Origin of the sequence: Thalassococcus lentus (genome assembly GCF_028023555.1) — a bacterium.
Lineage (GTDB): Bacteria > Pseudomonadota > Alphaproteobacteria > Rhodobacterales > Rhodobacteraceae > Thalassococcus_A > Thalassococcus_A lentus.
Map to the genome: position 1 here is coordinate 1 of NZ_JAQIOY010000003.1, position 20,752 is coordinate 20,752.

21 protein-coding genes and 1 pseudogene are annotated in these 20,752 nt (G+C 56.5%); 15 read left to right on the forward strand and 7 right to left on the reverse strand.

Going from position 1 to position 20,752, the window contains the following annotated elements; all coding sequences use genetic code 11:
* Both PFY00_RS09035 and PFY00_RS09040 read left to right on the forward strand, forming a co-directional pair.
* A pseudogene (locus tag PFY00_RS09035) lies at positions 1-149 on the forward strand (bifunctional methylenetetrahydrofolate dehydrogenase/methenyltetrahydrofolate cyclohydrolase); the annotation flags it as partial.
* Positions 149-1,015, forward strand: a complete 867-nt coding sequence (locus PFY00_RS09040) for a bifunctional 5,10-methylenetetrahydrofolate dehydrogenase/5,10-methenyltetrahydrofolate cyclohydrolase (RefSeq protein WP_271432233.1) — start codon at positions 149-151, stop codon at positions 1,013-1,015. The pseudogene PFY00_RS09035 and the gene PFY00_RS09040, both read left to right, overlap by 1 nt.
* On the opposite strand, the gene PFY00_RS09045 is transcribed toward PFY00_RS09040, so the two are convergent.
* Positions 1,012-1,857 carry a DMT family transporter gene (locus PFY00_RS09045; protein ID WP_271432234.1) on the reverse strand — a complete coding sequence of 282 codons (846 nt, stop codon included), beginning with the start codon at positions 1,855-1,857 and terminating at the stop codon, positions 1,012-1,014. The two genes, PFY00_RS09040 and PFY00_RS09045, sit on opposite strands and share 4 nt — an antisense overlap.
* A gap of 156 nt (positions 1,858-2,013) precedes the next feature.
* Here PFY00_RS09045 and tdm point away from each other — a divergent pair, with 156 nt between their 5' ends.
* The 4 genes from tdm to PFY00_RS09065 are packed head-to-tail and all read left to right on the forward strand — an operon-like array spanning position 2,014 to position 5,607.
* A complete protein-coding gene (tdm, locus tag PFY00_RS09050; RefSeq protein ID WP_271432235.1) occupies positions 2,014-4,398 on the forward strand; it encodes a trimethylamine-oxide aldolase Tdm in 2,385 nt (794 codons plus the stop codon).
* Positions 4,395-4,820: a globin domain-containing protein gene (locus tag PFY00_RS09055; protein ID WP_271432236.1), complete on the forward strand. Its 426-nt coding sequence runs from the start codon at positions 4,395-4,397 to the stop codon at positions 4,818-4,820. Before tdm ends, PFY00_RS09055 begins: the two co-directional genes overlap by 4 nt.
* The gene (locus PFY00_RS09060) at positions 4,817-5,200 is read left to right on the forward strand and encodes a hypothetical protein (RefSeq protein ID WP_271432237.1); all 384 of its coding nucleotides are present in this window, start codon (positions 4,817-4,819) and stop codon (positions 5,198-5,200) included. Before PFY00_RS09055 ends, PFY00_RS09060 begins: the two co-directional genes overlap by 4 nt.
* Complete coding sequence (locus PFY00_RS09065; RefSeq protein WP_271432238.1) at positions 5,197-5,607, forward strand: hypothetical protein; 411 nt, start codon at positions 5,197-5,199, stop codon at positions 5,605-5,607. The genes PFY00_RS09060 and PFY00_RS09065 overlap by 4 nt, the downstream gene beginning before the upstream one ends.
* 46 nt (positions 5,608-5,653) lie before the next feature.
* Here the strand turns inward: PFY00_RS09065 and PFY00_RS09070 are convergent, their stop codons facing one another.
* Complete coding sequence (locus PFY00_RS09070; protein WP_271432239.1) at positions 5,654-6,082, reverse strand: winged helix-turn-helix transcriptional regulator; 429 nt, start codon at positions 6,080-6,082, stop codon at positions 5,654-5,656.
* A 59-nt stretch (positions 6,083-6,141) separates the two neighbouring features.
* Here PFY00_RS09070 and PFY00_RS09075 point away from each other — a divergent pair, with 59 nt between their 5' ends.
* Together PFY00_RS09075 and hchA are read left to right on the forward strand one after the other, a co-directional pair.
* On the forward strand, positions 6,142-6,783 hold the full coding sequence (locus tag PFY00_RS09075) for an NAD(P)H-dependent oxidoreductase (protein ID WP_271432240.1): 642 nt from the start codon (positions 6,142-6,144) through the stop codon (positions 6,781-6,783).
* A 1-nt stretch (position 6,784) separates the two neighbouring features.
* A complete protein-coding gene (gene hchA, locus PFY00_RS09080) occupies positions 6,785-7,645 on the forward strand; it encodes a glyoxalase III HchA (protein ID WP_271432241.1) in 861 nt (286 codons plus the stop codon).
* Positions 7,646-7,723: 78 nt separating this feature from the next.
* On the opposite strand, the gene PFY00_RS09085 is transcribed toward hchA, so the two are convergent.
* The gene (locus tag PFY00_RS09085) at positions 7,724-9,058 is read right to left on the reverse strand and encodes an NAD(P)-binding domain-containing protein (protein ID WP_271432242.1); all 1,335 of its coding nucleotides are present in this window, start codon (positions 9,056-9,058) and stop codon (positions 7,724-7,726) included.
* A 156-nt stretch (positions 9,059-9,214) separates the two neighbouring features.
* Here PFY00_RS09085 and PFY00_RS09090 point away from each other — a divergent pair, with 156 nt between their 5' ends.
* Positions 9,215-10,456, forward strand: a complete 1,242-nt coding sequence (locus PFY00_RS09090; protein WP_271432243.1) for an NAD(P)/FAD-dependent oxidoreductase — start codon at positions 9,215-9,217, stop codon at positions 10,454-10,456.
* Between the two features lie 56 nt (positions 10,457-10,512).
* Here the strand turns inward: PFY00_RS09090 and glnT are convergent, their stop codons facing one another.
* The 4 genes from glnT to PFY00_RS09110 form a co-directional block, all read right to left on the reverse strand.
* A complete protein-coding gene (glnT, locus tag PFY00_RS09095; RefSeq protein ID WP_271432244.1) occupies positions 10,513-11,841 on the reverse strand; it encodes a type III glutamate--ammonia ligase in 1,329 nt (442 codons plus the stop codon).
* Between the two features lie 80 nt (positions 11,842-11,921).
* Positions 11,922-13,268: an FMN-binding glutamate synthase family protein gene (locus PFY00_RS09100; RefSeq protein WP_271432245.1), complete on the reverse strand. Its 1,347-nt coding sequence runs from the start codon at positions 13,266-13,268 to the stop codon at positions 11,922-11,924.
* A gap of 12 nt (positions 13,269-13,280) precedes the next feature.
* Positions 13,281-13,964, reverse strand: coding sequence for a GltB/FmdC/FwdC-like GXGXG domain-containing protein (locus tag PFY00_RS09105; protein ID WP_271432246.1), 684 nt, complete (start codon positions 13,962-13,964; stop codon positions 13,281-13,283).
* A gap of 1 nt (position 13,965) precedes the next feature.
* Positions 13,966-14,895 (reverse strand): class II glutamine amidotransferase, encoded by a 930-nt coding sequence (locus tag PFY00_RS09110; protein WP_271432247.1) that lies wholly within the window; start codon positions 14,893-14,895, stop codon positions 13,966-13,968.
* Positions 14,896-15,090: 195 nt separating this feature from the next.
* Between PFY00_RS09110 and PFY00_RS09115 the strand changes: the two genes are divergently transcribed.
* The 6 genes from PFY00_RS09115 to PFY00_RS09140 all read left to right on the forward strand — a co-directional run bounded on the left by PFY00_RS09115 (position 15,091) and on the right by PFY00_RS09140 (position 20,737).
* Positions 15,091-16,476 (forward strand): ammonium transporter, encoded by a 1,386-nt coding sequence (locus tag PFY00_RS09115; RefSeq protein WP_271432248.1) that lies wholly within the window; start codon positions 15,091-15,093, stop codon positions 16,474-16,476.
* A 12-nt stretch (positions 16,477-16,488) separates the two neighbouring features.
* Entirely contained in the window at positions 16,489-16,662 is a 174-nt protein-coding gene (locus tag PFY00_RS09120) for a hypothetical protein (RefSeq protein WP_271432249.1), read from the forward strand.
* Positions 16,663-16,853: 191 nt separating this feature from the next.
* Entirely contained in the window at positions 16,854-18,005 is a 1,152-nt protein-coding gene (locus PFY00_RS09125; protein WP_271432250.1) for an aminomethyltransferase family protein, read from the forward strand.
* An 82-nt stretch (positions 18,006-18,087) separates the two neighbouring features.
* Positions 18,088-18,690 (forward strand): dimethylamine monooxygenase subunit DmmA, encoded by a 603-nt coding sequence (dmmA, locus tag PFY00_RS09130; protein WP_271432251.1) that lies wholly within the window; start codon positions 18,088-18,090, stop codon positions 18,688-18,690.
* The gene (locus PFY00_RS09135; protein WP_271432252.1) at positions 18,687-19,673 is read left to right on the forward strand and encodes a PDR/VanB family oxidoreductase; all 987 of its coding nucleotides are present in this window, start codon (positions 18,687-18,689) and stop codon (positions 19,671-19,673) included. The genes dmmA and PFY00_RS09135 overlap by 4 nt, the downstream gene beginning before the upstream one ends.
* Positions 19,670-20,737 (forward strand): heme-dependent oxidative N-demethylase family protein, encoded by a 1,068-nt coding sequence (locus PFY00_RS09140; RefSeq protein WP_271432253.1) that lies wholly within the window; start codon positions 19,670-19,672, stop codon positions 20,735-20,737. The genes PFY00_RS09135 and PFY00_RS09140 overlap by 4 nt, the downstream gene beginning before the upstream one ends.
* Positions 20,738-20,752: the final 15 nt, after the last annotated feature.

Here is a 20,752-nt window from a genome sequence, read left to right on the forward strand (position 1 = left end):
ACTACGCCGAGGCCCGCGAAGTCGCCAAAGCCATTACCCCCGTCCCGGGCGGCGTCGGCCCCATGACAATCGCATGCCTGCTCGCAAACACTCTCACCGCATGCTGCAGAGCAAACAAATTAAATGAACCAAAAGGTCTAACGGCATAATGGCCAAGGACAACGATCCCAGGCTGCTCAGAGGTGCCGCTGTCCGTCAGCGCATTCTGGATGAAGCGGCGCAATACATCGCTTCGCAATCGTCCATCGGCAAATTGGTGTCTATTTCCATCGGGGAAGTGGCAGAAGTCGCTGTCTATGTGCGAAATCAGGCGCGTGTGGCCCACCAGTTGAAACTGCCCTTCGATCAGGAATTTTGGGGCAGTGATGTCACCCAAGAGGAATGCAAGGCGCGCCTTCAGGAGATGAACGATGACCCCAGCATTTTGGGGGTCATTCTGCAAAGGCCGGTTCCGGATCATATTAACCTTAGATCACTCCAATCCGCTATTCATCCTTTGAAAGACGTTGAAGGCATGAACCCTGCTTCAATCGGCAATATCATTTACAATGATGTAGCCCTCGCGCCATGCACGGCTGCTGCTGCTGTCGAGCTGATCCGTGAAACAGGATTGAACATGGAGGGGCTGGAAGTCGTCATGGTCGGTCATTCCGAGATCGTCGGAAAGCCGGTGGCGATGATGTTGATGGCAGAGGGCGCGACAGTCACGGTATGCCATCACATGACGCGCTCTGTGGCGATGCACTCGCGTCGGGCGGATGTTGTCGTGGTGGCGGTTGGCAAGGCGCATCTGTTGGGCCCGGACATGATCAAGCCCGGAGCCGTGGTCATCGACATCGGGATCAATCAGACCCCTGATGGCATTCTGGGCGACGTGGATACAGAGGCCGTCAAGGAAGTGGCCGGTTGGATTACACCAGTTCCGGGCGGCGTCGGGCCTGTGACTGTTGCCATTCTGATGCGAAATGCCACCATCGCGCACCAACGCCAAATCGCGTCGGGCTGGCTGACCTAGAGCGCCAGATAACCGACGGCGCCAAAGGTCAGCAGACATCCAAAGCTTTGCAGTTTGCTCAGGGATTCTCCGAGAAGGATCCACGCGAGGACAATTGTCAGCAACCCAAAGGTGGAACTGGCCACGGCCGCATATTCCGGATTGGGCAGCGGCGCCGCCGCAATCACTGAGTAGATTGCAATGCTGTCCAGAGCGGCCATTGCCAGAAGCGGTATCACGGCAGCGCGCCCGGGGTTGATCGAAAGCCCTCGTGCAATCAGAACGGCAAAGAGCAATCCGGTTGCCGTTATCCGGGCCAGTAGGGTCGAGACAAGCTCATCAGCGCTTTGAGATGCCATTTGCCCCAATTTGAATGTGCAGGCGAACCCAAAGGCCGCCATCGCGGCAAGGGCGATTGTCGGTCCGATTGCTGGATAGGTCTGAGTGTCTGCTGGCGCCGAAAACGCCACGATGGCAATGCCCAGCAACAGTATCAGCACAGCGCTTCCCTGATCCCATGCCGGGGTATTGCCCTCAAGGATCGCGAAACCCACCGAGATGACCGAAAAGCACGCAACGATTGGCGTAACCAGGCGCACGGGGCCGCGTGCAAATGAAAAATATAGGCCGACACTGGCCAGCAAGAAAGCGATCCCGGATCCGATTGAAAGCCAGACCGCGCGTCCGTCCATTTCCAGTTGGGTTCCGGATGCGATGGATGCGCCGAACTGAAACAGTGCGCCGACCAGCAAGACCCAGAACAAACAGGCCATCATGGGCGCGGATCGACTGAGAAACCGAATCGTGATGTCATGCAGACCCCAGCAGAGCGCCGCGATCAGACCCAAACCCAATGCCGTCATTTGTGAACCGGCACTTGAAATGCGCAAGATGGTGTCATGAAGGGCTTCCGATGCTTGCAAGAGGGCTCAGAGGTGATATTCTCATGATTAAACTTTTATTCCACAGATGCAAATTTTTGAGGGCCTGCCTTCGGAAATTTGAAATGGAGGTTCAACGTGCTGGATGATCTGTACCCTAAGGTGACACCGGGTCCGCCAAAACCCAGCGCCATCTATGAACCCGCCGTTTTTTCAATGCCGCCGGGAACCGAACGCTATGTTGTCGAAGGGTGTGGCGCAATCCTGTTGCGAGTCGAAACGGGCGACCGCATTGAAGTGATCAATACGGAAGGTGGGCAGCCCTGCGAGATCGTGGCCTGTGGCCCCGACGGTGTGAGCGATCCGGCGCTTCTGGCGACTGCGGGCGCGGAAGTGCCGGTCGGACTGATGGCCTTGCTGGACGGATCGGATCAAAGCCTGCGGTCCTTGCGGCTGGGTCTGGAAGCGCGTTCCATCGATCTCGCTCAATGCAAAGCGATCACGGTATTTGGCGCCGCCTCTCCCGCGGGTGATAAGGCCGAATTTCAGGCGCAGCGGGATGGCGTTGTGATCGTGGCGGCGCCGCATCCCAACTCCAGCGGGATCATGGACTTCGAGGCTCAGGACACGGCAACGCCTCTTACGATTTACGTTCGACGCGCCGTGATCAAGCAAACGGCACGTTTCGAATTGCCTGACCCGCTTGCAGATCCGGTGGCGGACATCCGCGTTCATTCGCAGACAGCGCAGTCCTATTTTGTCAAAGCAGGGGACTACATTCAGGTGCTGGACGTTGATGGTCGCCAGTGTACCGATTTTCAGTGCTTTGATGCGCGCAAGCTGGACAAGGGGATCGAACACGCGCTGGACGTGACCACGACGCGAACCCTGATGGAGCACGCCTATCCAATGCCGGGCCTGCACGCGAAATACTACGATCAGGACATGGTCCCGCTTCTCGAGGTCATTCAGGATACTTGCGGTCGGCACGATGCTTTCGCGTTGGCTTGCGCCGCTAAGTACTATGACGACATTGGCTATCCGGGACACATCAATTGCTCGGACAACTTCAACGGCGCACTTGCCCAACATGGCGTGACACCTCGCGCGGGTTGGATGGCGATCAACTTCTTTTTCAACACTGGACTGGATGAACACGGGGTCATGTACTCCGATGAGCCGTGGTCCCGACCCGGTGACTACGTGTTGTTGCGTGCACTGACCGATTTGGTCTGTGTTTCATCGGCCTGTCCCGATGACACCAGCCCGGCCAATGGCTGGAACCCAACCGACATCCATGTGCGCACCTACAGCGGCAAGGAAACCTTTCAACGATCTGTGGCCTACCGGCCAACCCCTGATGCGGAGCCAAAAATGACAAAACAAACCGGGTTCCATGACCGATTTGACCGGTTCACCGACAACTTCATCGAATACAACGGTTATTGGTTGGCCAATTGCATGTCGACCGAAGGCCCGATTCAGGAATACCACGCCTGCCGCGAAAAAGCGGTGGTGCTGGATTTGTCGCCACTTCGGAAGTTCGAAATAACCGGACCGGATTCCGAGGCGCTGTGTCAGTATATCTTTACCAGAAACATGAAGACTCTGCCCATCGGTGGCGTGGTGTATTCGGCTATGTGCTACGAACACGGGGGCATGATCGACGATGGCACGGTGTTCCGCCTGGGCAAGGATAATTTCCGCTGGATCGGCGGCTCCGACTATGGCGGTGAGTGGATCCGCGAGCAGGCCGAAAAACTGGGCCTGAAGGTTCTGGTTCGATCATCCACAGACATGCAGCACAACATCGCTGTTCAGGGCCCGGAGAGCCGTGACATCCTGCGTAAGATGGTATGGACCGCACCGCATCATCCAGATTTTGATGATCTGGCATGGTTCCGCTTTACCCCGGCCCGGATCGGCGACCACGACGGAACCCCGATTGTTATCAGCCGTACGGGATACACGGGTGAACTGGGCTACGAGATTTTCTGCCACCCGAAACACGCCAGCGCGGTATTTGATGCGGTTTGGTCTGCCGGTGATGGACATGGTCTTGCACCCATGGGACTGGAAGCGCTCGACATGGTTCGGATCGAAGCAGGACTGATCTTTGCCGGCTATGACTTCAGCGATCAGACCGACCCGTTCGAAGCCGGGATCGGGTTCACTTGCCCGCTCAAATCGAAAACGGATGACTTTATCGGCCGAGATGCTCTGATCCGCCGCAAAGAGCACCCGATGCGCAAGCTGGTCGGTTTGGACATAGGGTCGAATGTTGACGTTGGACACGGCGATTGTGTGCACATCGGCCGCGCACAGGTCGGAGAAATCTGTTCATCCATGCGTTCTCCGTTGCTTGGGCGGAACATCGCCATGGCCCGCATCGATGTGGCCCATGCCGAGGCCGGAACCGAAGTCGAGATCGGGAAACTGGATGGCCATCAAAAAAGGTTGCCTGCAACTGTACGCGCCGATCTGGCGGCCTATGATCCGGGCAAAACCAAACCTAGATCATGAGCCGGCCCAGGCACGAGGCCCTGATCGAGCAAATCGGCGGTGAACCAGCGCTTCGGCGTCTGGTCACCCGCTTTTATGATCTGGTCGAAACAAGGCCGGAAGCGCGCGACTTGCAGCGATTGCATTTTCGCGGACATGGCGTGGATCACACGCGCGAAGCCCAGATAGAATTCATGTCGGGGTTCATGGGCGGCCGTGCATATTATCGTGAACGACATGGCCATATGGATCTGCGCGAGATCCACGCACATGTTCCCATCCGTGAGGTTGATGCAGAAATGTGGCTGGCCATGTGGGATCAGGCCTTGCAGGATTGTGGTCACATTGGCCAGCCTGTTGAGAACCTGCGCAGAACGGTCCGCCGTGCGGCGCTGATGTTGGTAAATGATCTGCCTGATTGGCGCGTAGGAGAAACCCCATGAAACACGCAATGATCGCAGCCAGCTTGGTTCTTGGCGTTTGGTCGTCTCAGGCAGACGCACAGGCCGTCAAACTGACAGGGGCCGAAATCCGTGACCTGCTAACGGGGAATACGGCGGTAGGCCGTTGGGAAGGGGCCAAGTACCGACAGTTCTTTGGGGCTGATGGTGTGACGATCTACGCCCAGGAAGGCGCGCGATCGACCCGAGGGGAATGGCGTGTTGATGATGCGGCACAGGAATACCAGAGCATCTGGCCACGCGACGCCGAATGGGAAGGCTGGTTCGTCATGGAATTTGGCGACACTTTCTATTGGGTTTCGAAGAAGACCCCGCCCACACCGTTTCAGATATTGGAGGGGCAGCAGCTGGCGGCGCAATGAATGGAACAAGGGCTTTTGTGCTGCTTTGTGCCTGCGCCGGATTTCCGGCTTGGGCGGACAATTGTGCCAAGTTTCACGCCTTTGCGGCAGGTGATGCGGCTTTTGAATTGTATGGGGCCACGGCGATCTGCACCACGTCGCGGCAGCTGGGTGGCGGCCAATCGCGCGATTGCCATTGGCCGTTTGACTACCGCGCGCAGGTTGCGCAGGTTGCGTTTTCCGATTTGGTCGACGGTTTAACCCAATGCACAGACGGTCCGGTGATCCGTGATACAGGATCGGTCAACCATCCCGACAGCTTTGAGCAACTGACGACCACCATAAATGGGCGATCCTTCAGTCTGTCGATCAAAGACAAAGGCGCCCGTCAGGAGACACTGATCTTTCTGCGTGTGATGAGCGAATAATACTGCCAGCTTTGCTTGGCGCCACCACGGATACGCCAAAGGTCGCCTATTTCGCGCTGGCCTCGTCATAGGCTTCGCGGGCGGCATCGATCTTTGCCAGGTTGTCCAATGCCCAATAGCCCAAGGTGCTGACAGGCTCTCGAAACGACTGACCCATTTCGGTGAGGTTGTACTCAACCTTTGGCGGGATCGTCGGATGATAGACACGATTGACGAGCCCGTCACGCTCCAGTTCTTTCAGCGTCAGGCTGAGCATCCGTTGCGAGATGCCGAGGTTGCGCTTGAGTTCATTGAACCGCAGCGTCCCGTATTCTGCCAGTGAAATCACGACAAGCACGCTCCATCGGTCGCCAACACGCGAAAGCACCTCGTTGATGCGTTTGCAGTCAGGGCATCGTTCATCCAGCACGGCGGTTCCTTTTGTGTAACCGAGGGTCAGAAATGTGCCTTCTTGTGGCAGATTTCGGTTCCCCATAGATAGTAAGTTACAAATGTATACTGCCTTGACGAGGCGCTGACAACAGGACCTTCCCTATGACCACAAAGCCACTGAATGATCTTCTGAACTGGCGTTACGCAACCAAGAAAATGGACCCCTCCAAAGCAGTTCCGCAGGACAAGGTTGATGCCATTGTCGATGCGATCCGCATGGCGCCGACCTCCAGCGGCACGCAGCCGTTCGAAGTATTTGTCGTGACCAATCCCGACGTTCTGGGGGAAATCCGCAAAGTAGCCTGGGATCAGGCGCAGATCACCGATGGTTCTCACCTGTTGGTTTTTGCAGCGTGGGACAACTACACGGCAGAACGGATCGATCACGTCGTGGCTCTGAATGTCTCGGAACGGGGTGATCTGCCTATGCTGCACGCCTACTATGACAATCTGAAATCCAATTATCTGCCGCGCGACGCCGAAGTGAACTACGCCCATGCGGCGCGCCAAGCCTATATCGCGCTTGGCATTGCTCTGGTTGCTGCGGCCGAGCAAGAGGTAGACAGCACGCCGATGGAAGGATTTGACCCTGATGCCGTGGACACGATCCTCGGGCTGAAGGAACGCGGGTTGCGCTCAGTCGTGTTGATGCCTCTGGGCTACCGAGACGAAAGCGGTGATTGGCTGGCCCCCATGGGCAAAGTCCGAAAATCCCGTGATGCCATCGTCACTGAAGTCAACTGATATGGGTATTCTGCGCACACTCTTTCGGGCCTCACCAACCCCGACGTCAGACGGGGCTTTCAGCCCCTCCCCACTCGCAATCAAGTTGGGCACATCCGCGACAACAGACTATGATGGTGGGGCTTACACTAGGCCCTATACTGGCAGCCAAAACCGCGTGCTGATGATCTGCACCGAAGAACGCAACATGACGATGGCCAACGGCAAGAAATTCTCGACAGGGAACCATCCTGTCGAAATGGGCCTGCCAATGCTGCATCTCATGAATGCTGGTTTTGAAATTGATGTTGTGACGCCAACTGGCGCGCCTGTCGCGATCGAAGACTGGGCGATGCCAGCCGAGGATGCAGCGGTAAAACAACTCTATCGTGACTATGCAGATGCCTTTGCAAATCCCCGCAGTCTGGCTGATTTCGTTGCAAAGGACATGGATGGCGCGGTGTCCTACGCCGCTGTCTACATTCCAGGAGGCCATGGTGCGATGCTTGGGCTGCCCGAGAATGCCGACCTTGGCAAGGTGTTGCACTGGGCGAATGAACAGGATCTGTTCACCTTGGCACTTTGTCACGGCCCAGCCGCTCTGTTGGCTGCAAAGACCCAGGAAGGGTTCTTGTATGATGGTTACAAGATGACGGTCTTCCCGGATTCGGTTGACAAACAAACCCCTGTGATCGGCTATCTGCCCGGACCGATGCCGTGGTGGGTGTGTGAAAAGCTGACGGCGCTTGGCGCGCAGATCATCAACACCAAAGCGGATGCCTCATGCCATGTGGATCGCCGCTTGATTACAGGGGCAAGCCCCAAGGCGGCGAATGCCTTTGGCAGACTGGCTGCGGAAACACTGTTGAAAAACGGGCGCTAAAGCGCGTTCCAGTCTTAGTTCGCAAACTCCTACGAACCGCGCTCAAATCGCGCGGTTCGTTTCTTCCGGCGGTGCCAATTAGTTTTGCAGATAGACTTCCAGGCTGTCGTCCAGCGCATCTTTCCATGGCGTGTGGTGTTTGGGGGCCATGGTACCGGTGATGACGGATTTGTAGCCGTTATCGCGGAATGTCATGATGCCTTTTTTCTTGTGACCCTTCCATTCCTTGAAAGCCATGCAAGCGCCTTCAACATCAAAGCTGGGATAGTCGGTTTCCGCGATCAGCTCCTTGACGTAGTCGCCCTGATACCAGATCGCGTCATAGTCGTCTTCACCTGCATCTTCGCGCGCTTCGCGGTCGGCGATGTCGGCGTCCATGGTAGCACGATCGGGTAGTGCGATCTTGCCCATGATCACGTCACGCGCCCACCATGCCTGCGCGTCGAACATGTTGAAGGTGAACCACTGGTCCTGCATTCCGATGTAGAACAGTGCCGGGTTTGGCGCAAAAGCCACGCCCTTGTACAGCATTGCCGTGGCCAGACGGTTTGCGGTCACCAATTTCAGATCGTTTTCCATGAAGGGGAAGTGATGCTGATACCCGGTGCACAGGATCACCGCGTCCACCTCTTTCGAAGTGCCATCTTTGAAATGCGCCGTTTTGCCGTCCATATGGGTGAGCAGCGGCACCTCTTGCCAGTTGTCCGGCCAGTCATAGCCCATGGCCGCAGTGCGATGGCTCACGGTCACGGATTTGCAGCCGTATTTCCAACACTGGGAGCCAATATCTTCGGCAGAGTAACTGGTGCCGATAATCAGGATGTCCTGATCCTTGAACTCGACCGCATCGCGGAAGTCATGGGCGTGCAGCACACGACCGGGGAACTTATCAAAGCCGTCAAACTGGGGAACATTCGGCGTCGAGAAATGCCCGGTGCAGCAAATCACGTGGTCGAATTCCTCGGAGTACATTTCGTCCTTGGGCAGGTCGCGCAGGGTGACCGTGAATTTTCCATCTGCAAAGCTCACGTTTTTGACGGCGGTTTCGAACCGGATCCAGTCGCGCACACCAGCCTTTTTCACACGGCCTTCGATGTAGTCAAAGAGAACCGCGCGTGGGGGGTATGATGCGATCTGCTTTCCAAAGTGTTCTTCAAAGGAATAGTCGGCAAACTCCAAACCTTCTTTTGGACCGTTCGACCAAAGGTAGCGATACATTGAGCCGTGAACCGGTTCACCGTACTGGTCCAGACCCGTACGCCATGTGTAGTTCCAAAGCCCGCCCCATTCAGATTGCTTTTCAAAGCAAACGATTTCCGGGATGTCTTCGCCCTTTTCCTTGATTGATTGAAAAGCACGAAGCTGGGCAAGCCCGGAAGGTCCGGCTCCTAGTACGGCAACACGTTTGGTCATAACGGGGTCTCCTTCGAATCCATTGGATTCAGTGGACTACCAACTCGCCCTGTAGGTCAATCTTTTTTCCTGTCAGTAAACTAGACTTTAGGCTTGATTGATGCCGGATTGGGCTGTCTTTTGTGGAGTATCGGAAACCTTAAAGATGTCCTTGAAATGCAGCAATTTCCGACAGTTGTGATCGGCGCGGGGATCGTTGGTGTTTCAACCGCAATCTGGTTGCAGCGCTTGGGGCGCGAAGTCCTGCTACTGGATAGGGATACACCTGGGCAGGCTGCGTCCTTTGGGAATTCAGGATTGCTGGCAGCTTGGGCCGTCGCTCCGGTAACCTCACCTAGTCTCTGGCGTGAAGCGCCACGCTATTTGGTTGACCCGGATGGTCCATTGTTCATGCGTTGGTCGCACCTGCCCAAGATGGCCCCCTGGATGCTGAAATTTCTCAGCCATGCCACCGACAAAGGCACACGCCGCATCGTGGATGCCATATCCGGGCTGGTTGGGGATACAGTCGAACAGCACAAATCACTGGTTCGAGGAACAGCGTTGGAACACTGGGTCCGGGACAGCAAATGTGGATTTGCGTACCCATCCCTGCGCGCTTTCGAAGCCGATCATTACAGCTGGGACTTGAAGCGGCAGGCTGGGATAAAGCCGACGGTTCTGACTGGAGCAGAGGTGCGCGAAGAAGAACCTATTCTGGGCCCGTCGATTCAGTGTCTGGCGATGATCGAAGGGCAAGGGCATATCACGGATCCGGGTGGCTACGTCGCCGCTTTGGCTCGCTATTTCGAAGCGCAGGGTGGCCGTCTTGTCCGGGCTGAGGTCACGGACATGGCTTTGGAACAGGGACGGATCGCACGGATCCAGACAAGTGTCGGTTCAATTGACTGCGAAGCGGCCGTTTTGACAGCTGGGATCTGGTCAAAGGACCTGATGCGAAAGCTCGGTTTATCCGTGCCGATGGAAGCGGAGCGCGGCTATCATGTCATTTATGAAAATCCCTCTGCAGTGCCGCGCAATCCATTACTGATGGCCGAAGGAAAATTCGGCGTGAACGCGATGGACATGGGTCTGCGCTTTGCCGGAACGGTTGAGTTGGGGGGTCATCATGCCGGGCCCCGCCAGAAACCGATCGAGATGATCAAAAGACATGTGTCCCGCGCTTTCCCGGATCTGACTTGTAGCGGAACGCAGGAATGGATGGGCTTCCGGCCGACACCTGCGGACAGCACGCCTTTGATCGGAGAAATTGGTCAGTCGGGTATATTTGCGGGCTTTGGTCATCAGCATGTGGGTCTGACCGCAGGACCCAAGACCGGACGATTGATTGCGCAAATTATAGCGGGCAACACGCCGAACTTCGACATGACAGCCTATGATCCGAACCGGTTCACGTGAACGAAAAACCGCGCCCAAGGGGGCGCGGCTTGTCCATTTGCAAAAGGCTGATGGGATCAGATGTCCAGCGTGTTCGCACGTTCCCATTCAGAGAAGTGCGAGACGTAGGAATTCCATTCCTGCATCTTCATCTTGAGATAGGCCGCACTGAATTCGTCGCCCATCGCGGCCTTGAGACCCTTATCCTTGTCGTACTCACGCAGAGCATCCAACAGGTTCAAAGGCAGCTTGGGCGCACCGCGGACCTTGTGACCTTCGGCGTACATGTCGATGTCGTGACGCTTGCCGGGGTCTGCTTTGGTGCGGATACCGTCTAGGCCCGCTGCGATGATGACCGCCTGCAGCAGGTAGGGGTTCGCGGCACCATCGGGCAGGCGCAACTCGAACCGGCCGGGGCCGGGAACTCGCACCATATGCGTCCGGTTGTTGCCGGTCCATGTCACGGTGTTTGGTGCCCATGTTGCGCCCGACATGGTGCGTGGGGCGTTGATGCGCTTGTAGCTGTTGACCGTCGGATTGGTGATCGCAGCCAGCGCACTCGCGTGCTTCATGATCCCGCCAAGGAAATGTTTGCCGCGCTCTGACAGACCGACTTCACCGGTCTGGCCTTCGCCTTCGCCAGCGAAAACATTGACCTTGGAGTCCGCGCCCGGCGCATCCCAAACCGAGATGTGCGCATGGCAGCCATTGCCGGTCAGTCCTTCGATCGGCTTGGGCATGAAGGTGGCGCGGAAGCCGTGCTTTTCGGCCACTGATTTGGTCATGAACTTGAAAAAGCTGTGTTTGTCCGCTGTTTTCAACACATCATCGAATTCCCAGTTCATTTCGAACTGGCCGTTCGCATCCTCGTGGTCGTTCTGGTAGGGGCCCCAGCCCAGTTCCAGCATGTAATCGCAGATTTCACGCACCACGTCATAGCGGCGCATCACCGCCTGCTGGTCGTAGCAGGGCTTTTCAGCGGTGTCGTACTCGTCCGAGATTTCGCGGCCATCCGGGGTCAGCAAAAAGTATTCTGCTTCGATACCGGTTTTGACATGCAGACCTTCTGCTGCGGCTTCGTCAATCAAGCGGCGCAGAACGTTACGCGGCGCCTGAGCGACGTCTTCGTCTTCCATGACGCAATTGCCAGCGACCCAAGCAACTTCTGGCTTCCACGGCAACTGGATGACCGAAGAAGGATCTGGCACAGCCAGCATGTCCGGGTGGGCGGGCGTCATATCCAGCCAAGTGGCGAAGCCAGCAAAGCCAGCTCCGTCTTCTTGCATGTCCGCGATGGCCTGAGCCGGGACCAGCTTGGCGCGTTGTCCGCCAAAAAGGTCGGTGAATGAAATCATGAAATATTTGACGCCGTTCTTCTTGGCGTATTCTGCGAGATCGATTGCCATGAGCATGTTCCCTGTCGTCTTGTGGTCTGTCGGAATTGAAAGGGGCGCGTTCCGAAATCGGACGCGCCCTGTTGGTTTTGTTAGTAGCCTGTGCCGGGTTTGCCGGGGTACCATTCTGTCCCGGCCAACGGCACGCGCGCCATCGCGGCGGCTTCCATTGTCAGGGCGACCAAATCCTCGGGTTCGAGGTTATGCAGATGGTTTTTGCCGCAGGCTCGGGCAATGGTTTGGGCCTCGAGCGTCATGACCTTGAGATAGTTCTTCAGGCGTCGCCCGCCTTCTATCGGGTCAAAGCGTGCCATGAGGTCGGGGTCCTGTGTGGTGATCCCCGCCGGGTCCATGCCCTCATGCCAATCGTCATACGCGCCTGCGGTCGTGCCGAGCTTGTTGTATTCGGATTCCCACTTCGGATCGTTGTCACCCAGCGCGATCAGGGCAGCCGTGCCGATCGCAACAGCATCCGCGCCAAGCGCCATCGCCTTGGCGACATCCGCACCGGACCGAATGCCGCCGGACAGGATCAGTTGCACTTTGCGGTGCATACCCAGATCCTGCAGAGCCTGAACCGCCGGACGCACGATTGCCAGTGTGGGCAGACCGACGTGTTCAATGAACACATCCTGAGTCGCAGCTGTTCCGCCCTGCATGCCATCCAGAACCACCGCGTCTGCGCCCGCCTTCACGGCCAGAGTGGTGTCATAGTACGGCCGGGCGCCCGCAACCTTGACATAGATCGGCACCTTCCATCCGGTGATTTCGCGCAGCTCGAGGATCTTGATCTCAAGGTCGTCGGGCCCGGTCCAATCGGGATGACGACAGGCCGAGCGTTGGTCGATCCCTTTGGGAAGGTTACGCATTTCAGCGACCCGGTCCGAGATTTTCTGACCCAGGAGCATGCCACCGCCGCCGGGTTTCGCGCCCTGACCGACCACGATTTCAATCGCGTCCGCTTTGCGCAGGTCATTCGGGTTCATACCATATCGGCTGGGCAGGTACTGGTAGACCAGCTTGCTGGAGTGACCGCGTTCTTCCGGTGTCATGCCGCCGTCGCCTGTGGTGGTTGACGTGCCAGCCGCAGACGCACCGCGCCCAAGCGCTTCTTTCGCCGGCCCGGACAGCGCACCGAACGACATGCCTGCGATGGTGATTGGAATGTCCAGTTCAATCGGGTTCGAGGCGTGCAGCCCCCCGATGGTCACGGATGTTTCGCATTTCTCACGGTACCCTTCGAGTGGGTAACGAGAGATCGAGGCACCCATGAACAACAGATCGTCGAACGATGGAACCTTGCGCTTCGCACCGCCCCCGCGGATGTCATAGATGCCGGTTGCCGCTGCGCGCCGGATGTCGCTGTTCACATCCTGTGTGAACGTCGCCGACTGTCGCGGCGTGGTATGCGGGATACCTTTGGAATCGTGTGAATTCATTGTCAGGTGTCCTTAGTATGCGCCAGCATTGTCGACGTCGAAATTGTAGAGGTTCCGAGCCGAGCCATATCGAGTGAATTCACTGGGATCTGCGTCGATGCCCGCCTCATCGAGAAGGGATTTCAACAGTTCCAGATGCTCTGGTCTCATTTCTTTCTTAACGCAGTCCGCGCCCAGGCTTTTGACGGAACCGCGCACAAAGAAACGGGCCTCGTAGCAACTATCACCCAAGGCGTCGCCGGCATCGCCGCAAACCACGAGATTTCCAGATTGCCCCATGAACGCAGACATGTGTCCGATGTTGCCCTGCACGACGATATTCACGCCTTTCATCGAAATCCCGCAGCGTGACGATGCATTGCCTTTCACGACAATCATGCCGCCGTGGCCCGTCGCGCCGAGATACTGGCTTGCATCGCCTTCGATGACGATCTTGCCGGACATGATGTTTTCACCGGTGCCCGGACCCGCCGAGCCGGCGATGTTTACGGTCGCCTGCTGGTTCATCCCGGCGCAGTAGTAACCGGTCGATCCGCGCACGGTGACTTCGATCGGCGCATCGAGTCCACAGGCGATCGCGTGCGCGCCTTTGGGGTTCACAATTTCCCAAGCGGTCTGATTGGTATTTTCCGCTTGAGCGTGCAGGGTTGCATTGACCTCACGCAGGCCAATTTCCTGAAGATCGAGTGTCTGCATGTCAGGCAGCCTTTTCTTTCGTTGTTGGGGCCGAATCGTGGCTCCAGAAATAGACGGTTGCAGGTTCAGGTTCCCAGACGCGTGCATCCTCGATACCCGGCAAGTTCACGAGAGCGCGGTATTCGGAACCGAAGGCAACATACTGATCCGTTTCCGCCATAACTGCTGGTTTGCAGGCAATCGGGTCTCGGACCACGCCAAAGCCGTCCTTGGTGCCCACCACAAAGGTGAAAAAGCCGTCGAGATCGTCCAGTGCGCTTTCCAGTGCTTCACCCAACGACGCGCCTTCGCGCATTTTCCAAGTCAGATAGGCTGCGCCGACCTCGGTGTCGTTTTCGGTTTCGATATGAATGCCCTCACGGCGCAGTTTGCGGCGCAATGAGTTGTGGTTCGAAAGGGATCCATTGTGCACCAGGCATTGGTCGTCACCGGTGTTGAATGGATGCGCGCCCATTGTTGTGACGGCGGATTCCGTTGCCATACGTGTGTGGCCGATTCCATGGGTGCCGTGCATGCCGCTCAGCCCGAACCGGGCGGCGACGTCCTTGGGAAGACCCACTTCCTTGTAGATCTCCAAGGTCTGACCACGACTCATGACGCGAACGTTTGGCCGAATGCTGGCAAGTGTCGCGCGGATCGAATCTGCCTCTTTTGCAGGCACAATCAGCACAGCGTGGGTCGAGTTGACCTCCACTTGCACAGTTTGTCCCAGTGCGTCGCCCAGATCTTTCGCAAGAGTTTCGAAGTCCGATTCGGGCGTATCGGACTGAACCGTGAACTTCATAGAGTTATCCGAATCATCACCATAGATGGCGATGCCGGCGCTGTCCGGACCACGATCAGTCATGGTAATAAGCATGTCGGTAAGCATGTTACCCAGCTGCGGCTCCAGCGATTTATCTTTTAGGAATAGTCCAACAATGCCGCACATTGGCGTGTTCTCCGTGTTCAACTGATTTTTTGACGCTAGCACCATTTTTAGTCGTTCGACAACCACGAGGAATATTTTTTTCACCTAAGGCAAAAAATTCTAGTCAGATCGGACTTCTTCTGTTTCAGTTGCGACGGGCGTCTTGTGCACACGAACGACAACCGGGCGCGAAAAAACTGCAACACGGAGGGAAACGTGGAAGAACAACTTGCTGAACTTGCTGCCCAAGTGGCGGCGATGGAAGCCAAGGGAAACATGACGAACACTATGTTTGCCGAGGCATATTATTATCTAACCATTCCCCTGATGATCATCATTCATGCTGGGTTCTTGGCGTACGAGATGGGCGCTTCCCGGGCAAAGAACGCTCTGTCCTCAGGTGTGAAAAACATTTTGGCGTTCGCCTTTGTCATCCCGGCTTTCTACTTCTTCGGGTGGTGGGTCTACTGGGCGTTTCCAACAGGCTTTACGCTTTCTGAAGGGCCCAACGGGATTTCTGGCGCAGGCTATGCTGGGTCCATTGCTTTGGCATGGGGCGAAAGCTCAGCCTACATGGGTCCGAACACCGAAGATCAGATCGACGGCGTCTTCTGGGGCGCATTCACGCTGTTCGCTGCGACAACGGCTTCGATTATGTCCGGTGCCGTGATCGAGCGCATTCAGACCGTCGGGTTTGTCATTCTTGCGATCATCCTTGGCGGGTTCAGCTGGACGCTGGCTGCGGCATGGGGCTGGCACGCGGATGGCTGGATGGTCACCCAGTGGGGTCTTCATGACTTCGGCGCGGCTGGACTTGTTCATGCGGTCGCAGCGTTCTTCGCGCTTGGCGTATTGATCAATCTTGGACCACGCATTGGTAAATTCAACGCGGATGGCAGCGCCAATGATCTGCCCGGCCACAACATGCCATTCACAGCGACTGGTCTGATGCTGATCATTGTTGGCTTCTGGGGCTTCCTGATGGCCTGTCTGGTTGTCGGTGGTGAAGCTTGGTCCTGGGGTGCAAACTACACAACCATTTACGGCACACCGACCAACCTGGGTGCTCTGGCATTCAACATTCTGATGTCCGTCGCTGGCGGAATCATCGGTGCATGGGTCATGACCCGCGATCCGTTCTGGATGATGTCGGGTGCTTTGGCCGGTATCATTTCCTGCGCATCCGGATTGGATATCTACTATCCGGCACTTGCCTTCATCATCGCCTTTAGCGCCGGTGTCCTGCTGAAGCCAGCAGCGGGCGTTCTCGAGCGGATGGGAATCGACGATGCGGTTGGCGCTGTCACAGTCCACGGCACGATCGGTATCTACGGTGTGCTGTTGCTCGGCGTTTTCGCATCGGGTTACCCAGCCGGTCTGGGCGAAGGGGCAGCGACTGTTTCCTTCATGGGCCAGTTGGTCGGATCCGTCGTGTTCGTCGCGATCGGGTTGGTGACAGGCTACGTATCTTCGCTCGTCTTGAAGATGGCAGGGATGCTGCGTGTTCCGGAAGCCGCTGAAATTGCCGGTCTGGATACCGTTAAGGTTCCCGCACAGGCCTATCCCGAAGGCATTCCGGCTTCGGCACCTGCAGCTCAATAAGGAGAGAGTAAAATGGGTTTTCCATTCGATAATGGCGGTACCTGGACTGACGTCTCTGGACCGATCTTCATGGGCGCAGGCGGTTCGGCACCCGGGATATTCGCCTTGATCGGTATCCTGATCTGCATCGTCGCCTTGGCGATGGGTCAAAAGGCCGAATCTTCGAAGTACTCGAAGCACAAGTAAGTTCACGAAGAACTGGAAAAGGGCCGCGACCATGCGGCCCTTTTCTGAATTCGGCCAGTCTTTGCGGCACCAAACATCAATAATTTGCCTGTCAGGAAAAAAATCTGCACGCCAGTATTGATTTTTGACGCCCTATCGGTCTGAATAACCGCAACCAAAACACGCAAAAGAACGAAAACAGGGGGGCCGTTATGGCTATTCTTTGGAGAACGTCCGCACTGGCGCAGCGCCATGCCGAAATCGGCGGTGAGCTGGAGGATTGGAACGGCATGGGAACTGCCTGGTTCTATGATGACACACCAGAACGTGCCAAAGCCGACTACGAAGCGATCCGGACCAAAGCGGGTCTCATGGATGTTTCGGGTCTGAAAAAAGTTCACGTCGTCGGACCTGACGCCGCCTATGTGATCGATCGTGCGACCACGCGGAACGTCGAAAAGATTGCACCGGGCCGGTCGACCTATGCCTGCTTCCTCAACGATCGCGGGTACTTTGTAGATGACTGCATCATCTATCACATTGCGGTCAATTCCTGGCTGGTGGTGCATGGCACGGGTACGGGCATGGAGCAACTGGCAGCCGCCGCGGCGGGCAAGAACTGCGAAATCCTGTTTGATGATGATTTGCACGATATGTCGCTGCAGGGTCCTAAGGCGGTTGATATCCTTGCAAAGGACATTCCGAGCATCCGGGATCTGGCCTATTTCGGAATCATCCAAACCCGCCTTTACGGTCGCGACGTGATGATTTCGCGCACAGGCTACACCGGTGAGCGTGGCTACGAGATTTTCTGCCGGGCCAAGGATGCTGTGCACATCTGGGACAACATTCTGGAAAAAGGCGCTGCAGAAGGCGTTCGTCCGACGCAGTTCAGCACGTTGGATATGCTGCGGATTGAAAGCTACCTGCTGTTCTATCCCGGCGATAACTCCGAGACGTTCCCATTCGAAGACGGCTCGCCCTGTGGCGATACGCTTTGGGAACTGGGCCTCGACTTTACAGTTTCGCCGGACAAGATCGGGTTCGTTGGTTCCGAAAACCATTATGCCATGAAGGGCAAAGAGCGCTTCAAGATCTTCGGTGTTCAGCTTTCCGGTGGCATGGAGCAGATGGAAATGTTCGCGCGCGTTCATCACGAAGGCAAGGACGTGGGTGTCATCACGTATGGTCTGTCATCCGAACTGAACGGCTATTCCGTCGCGATCGCGCGTCTGTCGCCTGAGGTCGCTGTCGCGGGAACCAAGCTGACGGTGGTTCAGCCAGACGGCACTGAACTGGCAGCAACTGCGGAAGAGATGCCGTTCTACGACAAAGACAAGTCGATCCGCACCGCGAAAGGCTGATACGCAAACAAGGGGTGCGCTGGATGGCAGCGCGCCCTTTCTTCATTTTCGGTGAAGCAACGAGCCACGAAAGACCCCAGCGATGTCAAAGTTTCAATTCCCGGAAAGCATCAAGAGCAGACCAGTCTATGGCACGCTTGAGCCGCGTCCCGGAAAATCGCATTTGATGATAGCCGATGCTGAAGGTGCCGAGGCGCTTTTGGATCTTGCCGCTCAGGATGCGGATCTGATGGCCAAGGCCCACATCATCTTTATTCCCAAGGGCACCGCCTACAGCGATAAGCTGCAAGCACTGAACCCGGCGCAGTACTACGAAGGCCCCTCATATGAGGCTTCGGTTCAGCGTCTGCGTCACGTCTTGGCGAACGCGCATCAGGGCACTCAGGTATATCTGGCAGGCACCGAAGGATTGATGGGGCAAGCCCAGAACGAGGCTATGCAGGCCGGTATTCCGCATACAGCAATTCAGACAGAGCATCGCGGATCGGTTGCGCGGCGGATGCAATGCGTTCACTGCAAAGGCATCACCGAAGACGTTATGCATGACCCGTTCCAATGCGCGCATTGCGGATTGCATCTGTTCGTGCGGGATCATTATTCGCGGCGTCTGGCTGCCTATCAGGGTGTCCGTGTTGACGCGGAAGATCATGGAAATATCCCGGAACCAGTGGAGCTGTACAAATGAGCGCTGCCCCTCAAAAAGCAAAGTCCGGCGCAGAGCAGATTGCGGTGACAGTAAGCGCCGTGGTGCCCCTCAACGATCTGGTGACCCGGTTCGAGTTTTCGCGCACCGATGGCCAGCCTTTGCCGACGTTTTCAGGTGGTGCACATACCGTTGTGACCATGGACGACGACGGCCGGACTCGCCTGAACCCCTATTCATTGATGTCCGATCCATCAGATACATCGTTCTATGCGATCTCTGTCCGTCGGGATGATCAGGGCAGGGGTGGATCTCTGTTCATGCACACCCGGGTCAAGGTCGGCGACCAGATGACGATTACCTATCCAGTGAACCTTTTTTCGCTGGATTTGCGCGCCCGCAAGCACCTGTTTTTTGCGGGTGGGATTGGTATCACGCCTTTCATGTCGATGATTGCTCAACTTGAGCGCATGAACGGCAATTGGGAACTTCACTATTCGGTCCGCACCGAAACGCTGGGCACCTATGTGGACGAGCTGCGCTATAAATTCCCGAACAAAGTACATGTCTATTACGACGATCAATCGCAAAGCATCCCGCTTGAGGACCTGCTGGATGGGCAACCTCTTGGAACAAATGCCTACGTCTGCGGGCCCAAGGGAATGATCGATTGGGTGCATGCAACCGCCTCGGCTGCTGGCTGGCCAGATGCGCAGGTGCATTCCGAAGAATTCACAGCGCCACAGCCTGGCAAGCCCTTTGAGGTTCGGCTGTGCAAATCCGACAAGACGATTCAGGTTGGTGAAAACGAAAGCTTGCTCGAGGCATTGGAGCGAGAAGGCGTGGATGCCCCGTTCCTGTGTCGTGGCGGGGCCTGTGGCCAATGCGAAACCGACGTTGTTTCATCCGATGGTGAATTTATCCATCGGGATCACTGGCTGGACGATGAACAGCACGCCAGCGGAAAGAAAATCATGCCATGTGTCAGCCGTTTTGTTGGCAAATCTCTGGAGCTTGACAGATGACCATTCAGTTCAACAACGAGACCTTCCGCGACGACTATTCGTTCCACAACTCTGATTGGGCTATCAAACGGTTCCCATTCCCGTTCCACGAAGACAGCTACATGTATTCGGTCAACATGGAGCAGCACCGAGGCGGCCCTGAAGGTTCCGTCTATGAAAAGCGGTTCGATGTGGACGAACACTATGTGTCCGAGATGCGCGACCGGGCGATGGTTTTGGCCGATGACCCGCTGCGTTGCCAATCCTTGCCGCACATGACGCTGGCCGGGTGGGACCTGCTGGAATTGATCATGGTCAGCAAGTCCGAGGACTACCCGGACCTGTTTGAACTGCATCGCGATGGCAACACATGGCGGTGGATCAATAAACCGCTGGGAATCGATGACACGTTCACCTTTCTGGACGAAACCACGCTGCCCTATGGGCCGATGGAATACATTACCCGGCAGGCGCAGGGCGATTTCTGTGTATTGGACCAGCGTGACGAAATGCTTTGGATGGATGCTGGGATGGTCACGACCCAGGCGGACTGGTCCCTTGATTTCGACATTGGCATGAACTTCTTCGAATGGCATGCGCCTGTTCCGTTGGCTCATGAAATGGGCATCTTCAAACGCGCGCTTAAATTCCTGCTGAATATCCAGCAAGGGGCGCCGGCGCGCCGTTTGAACTGGACAATGACGGTTAATCCGCTTTTGGACACCAGCCCGGAAAACTATCACAAGTGGGGCATTCAGAAGACGACGCTGACACCGGAAAATATCGGGTCCAAGCAACACTTGCGGGTGGAGTTGCAGACGTTTTTCCGACTGCCGCGTTCAAATGCTCTGGTCTTTCCCATTCGGTGCTACCTGATTTCGTTCCAGGATCTCGTCACGATGCCGAAATGGGGGCGCCGTTTGCACCGCGTCGTTCGCGACTTGCCGGATGAATTGGCTACCTACAAAGGCTTTATCGACAACCGGCCGATGATGCTGGACTACCTGAGCCAGTTCGACGACGGTTTGCCGACAAGCCCGGGTGTCTTCCCAGATCAGGATACGGAGCCTGCGCTACAAAAATAGCCCGGCTCTTGTAAT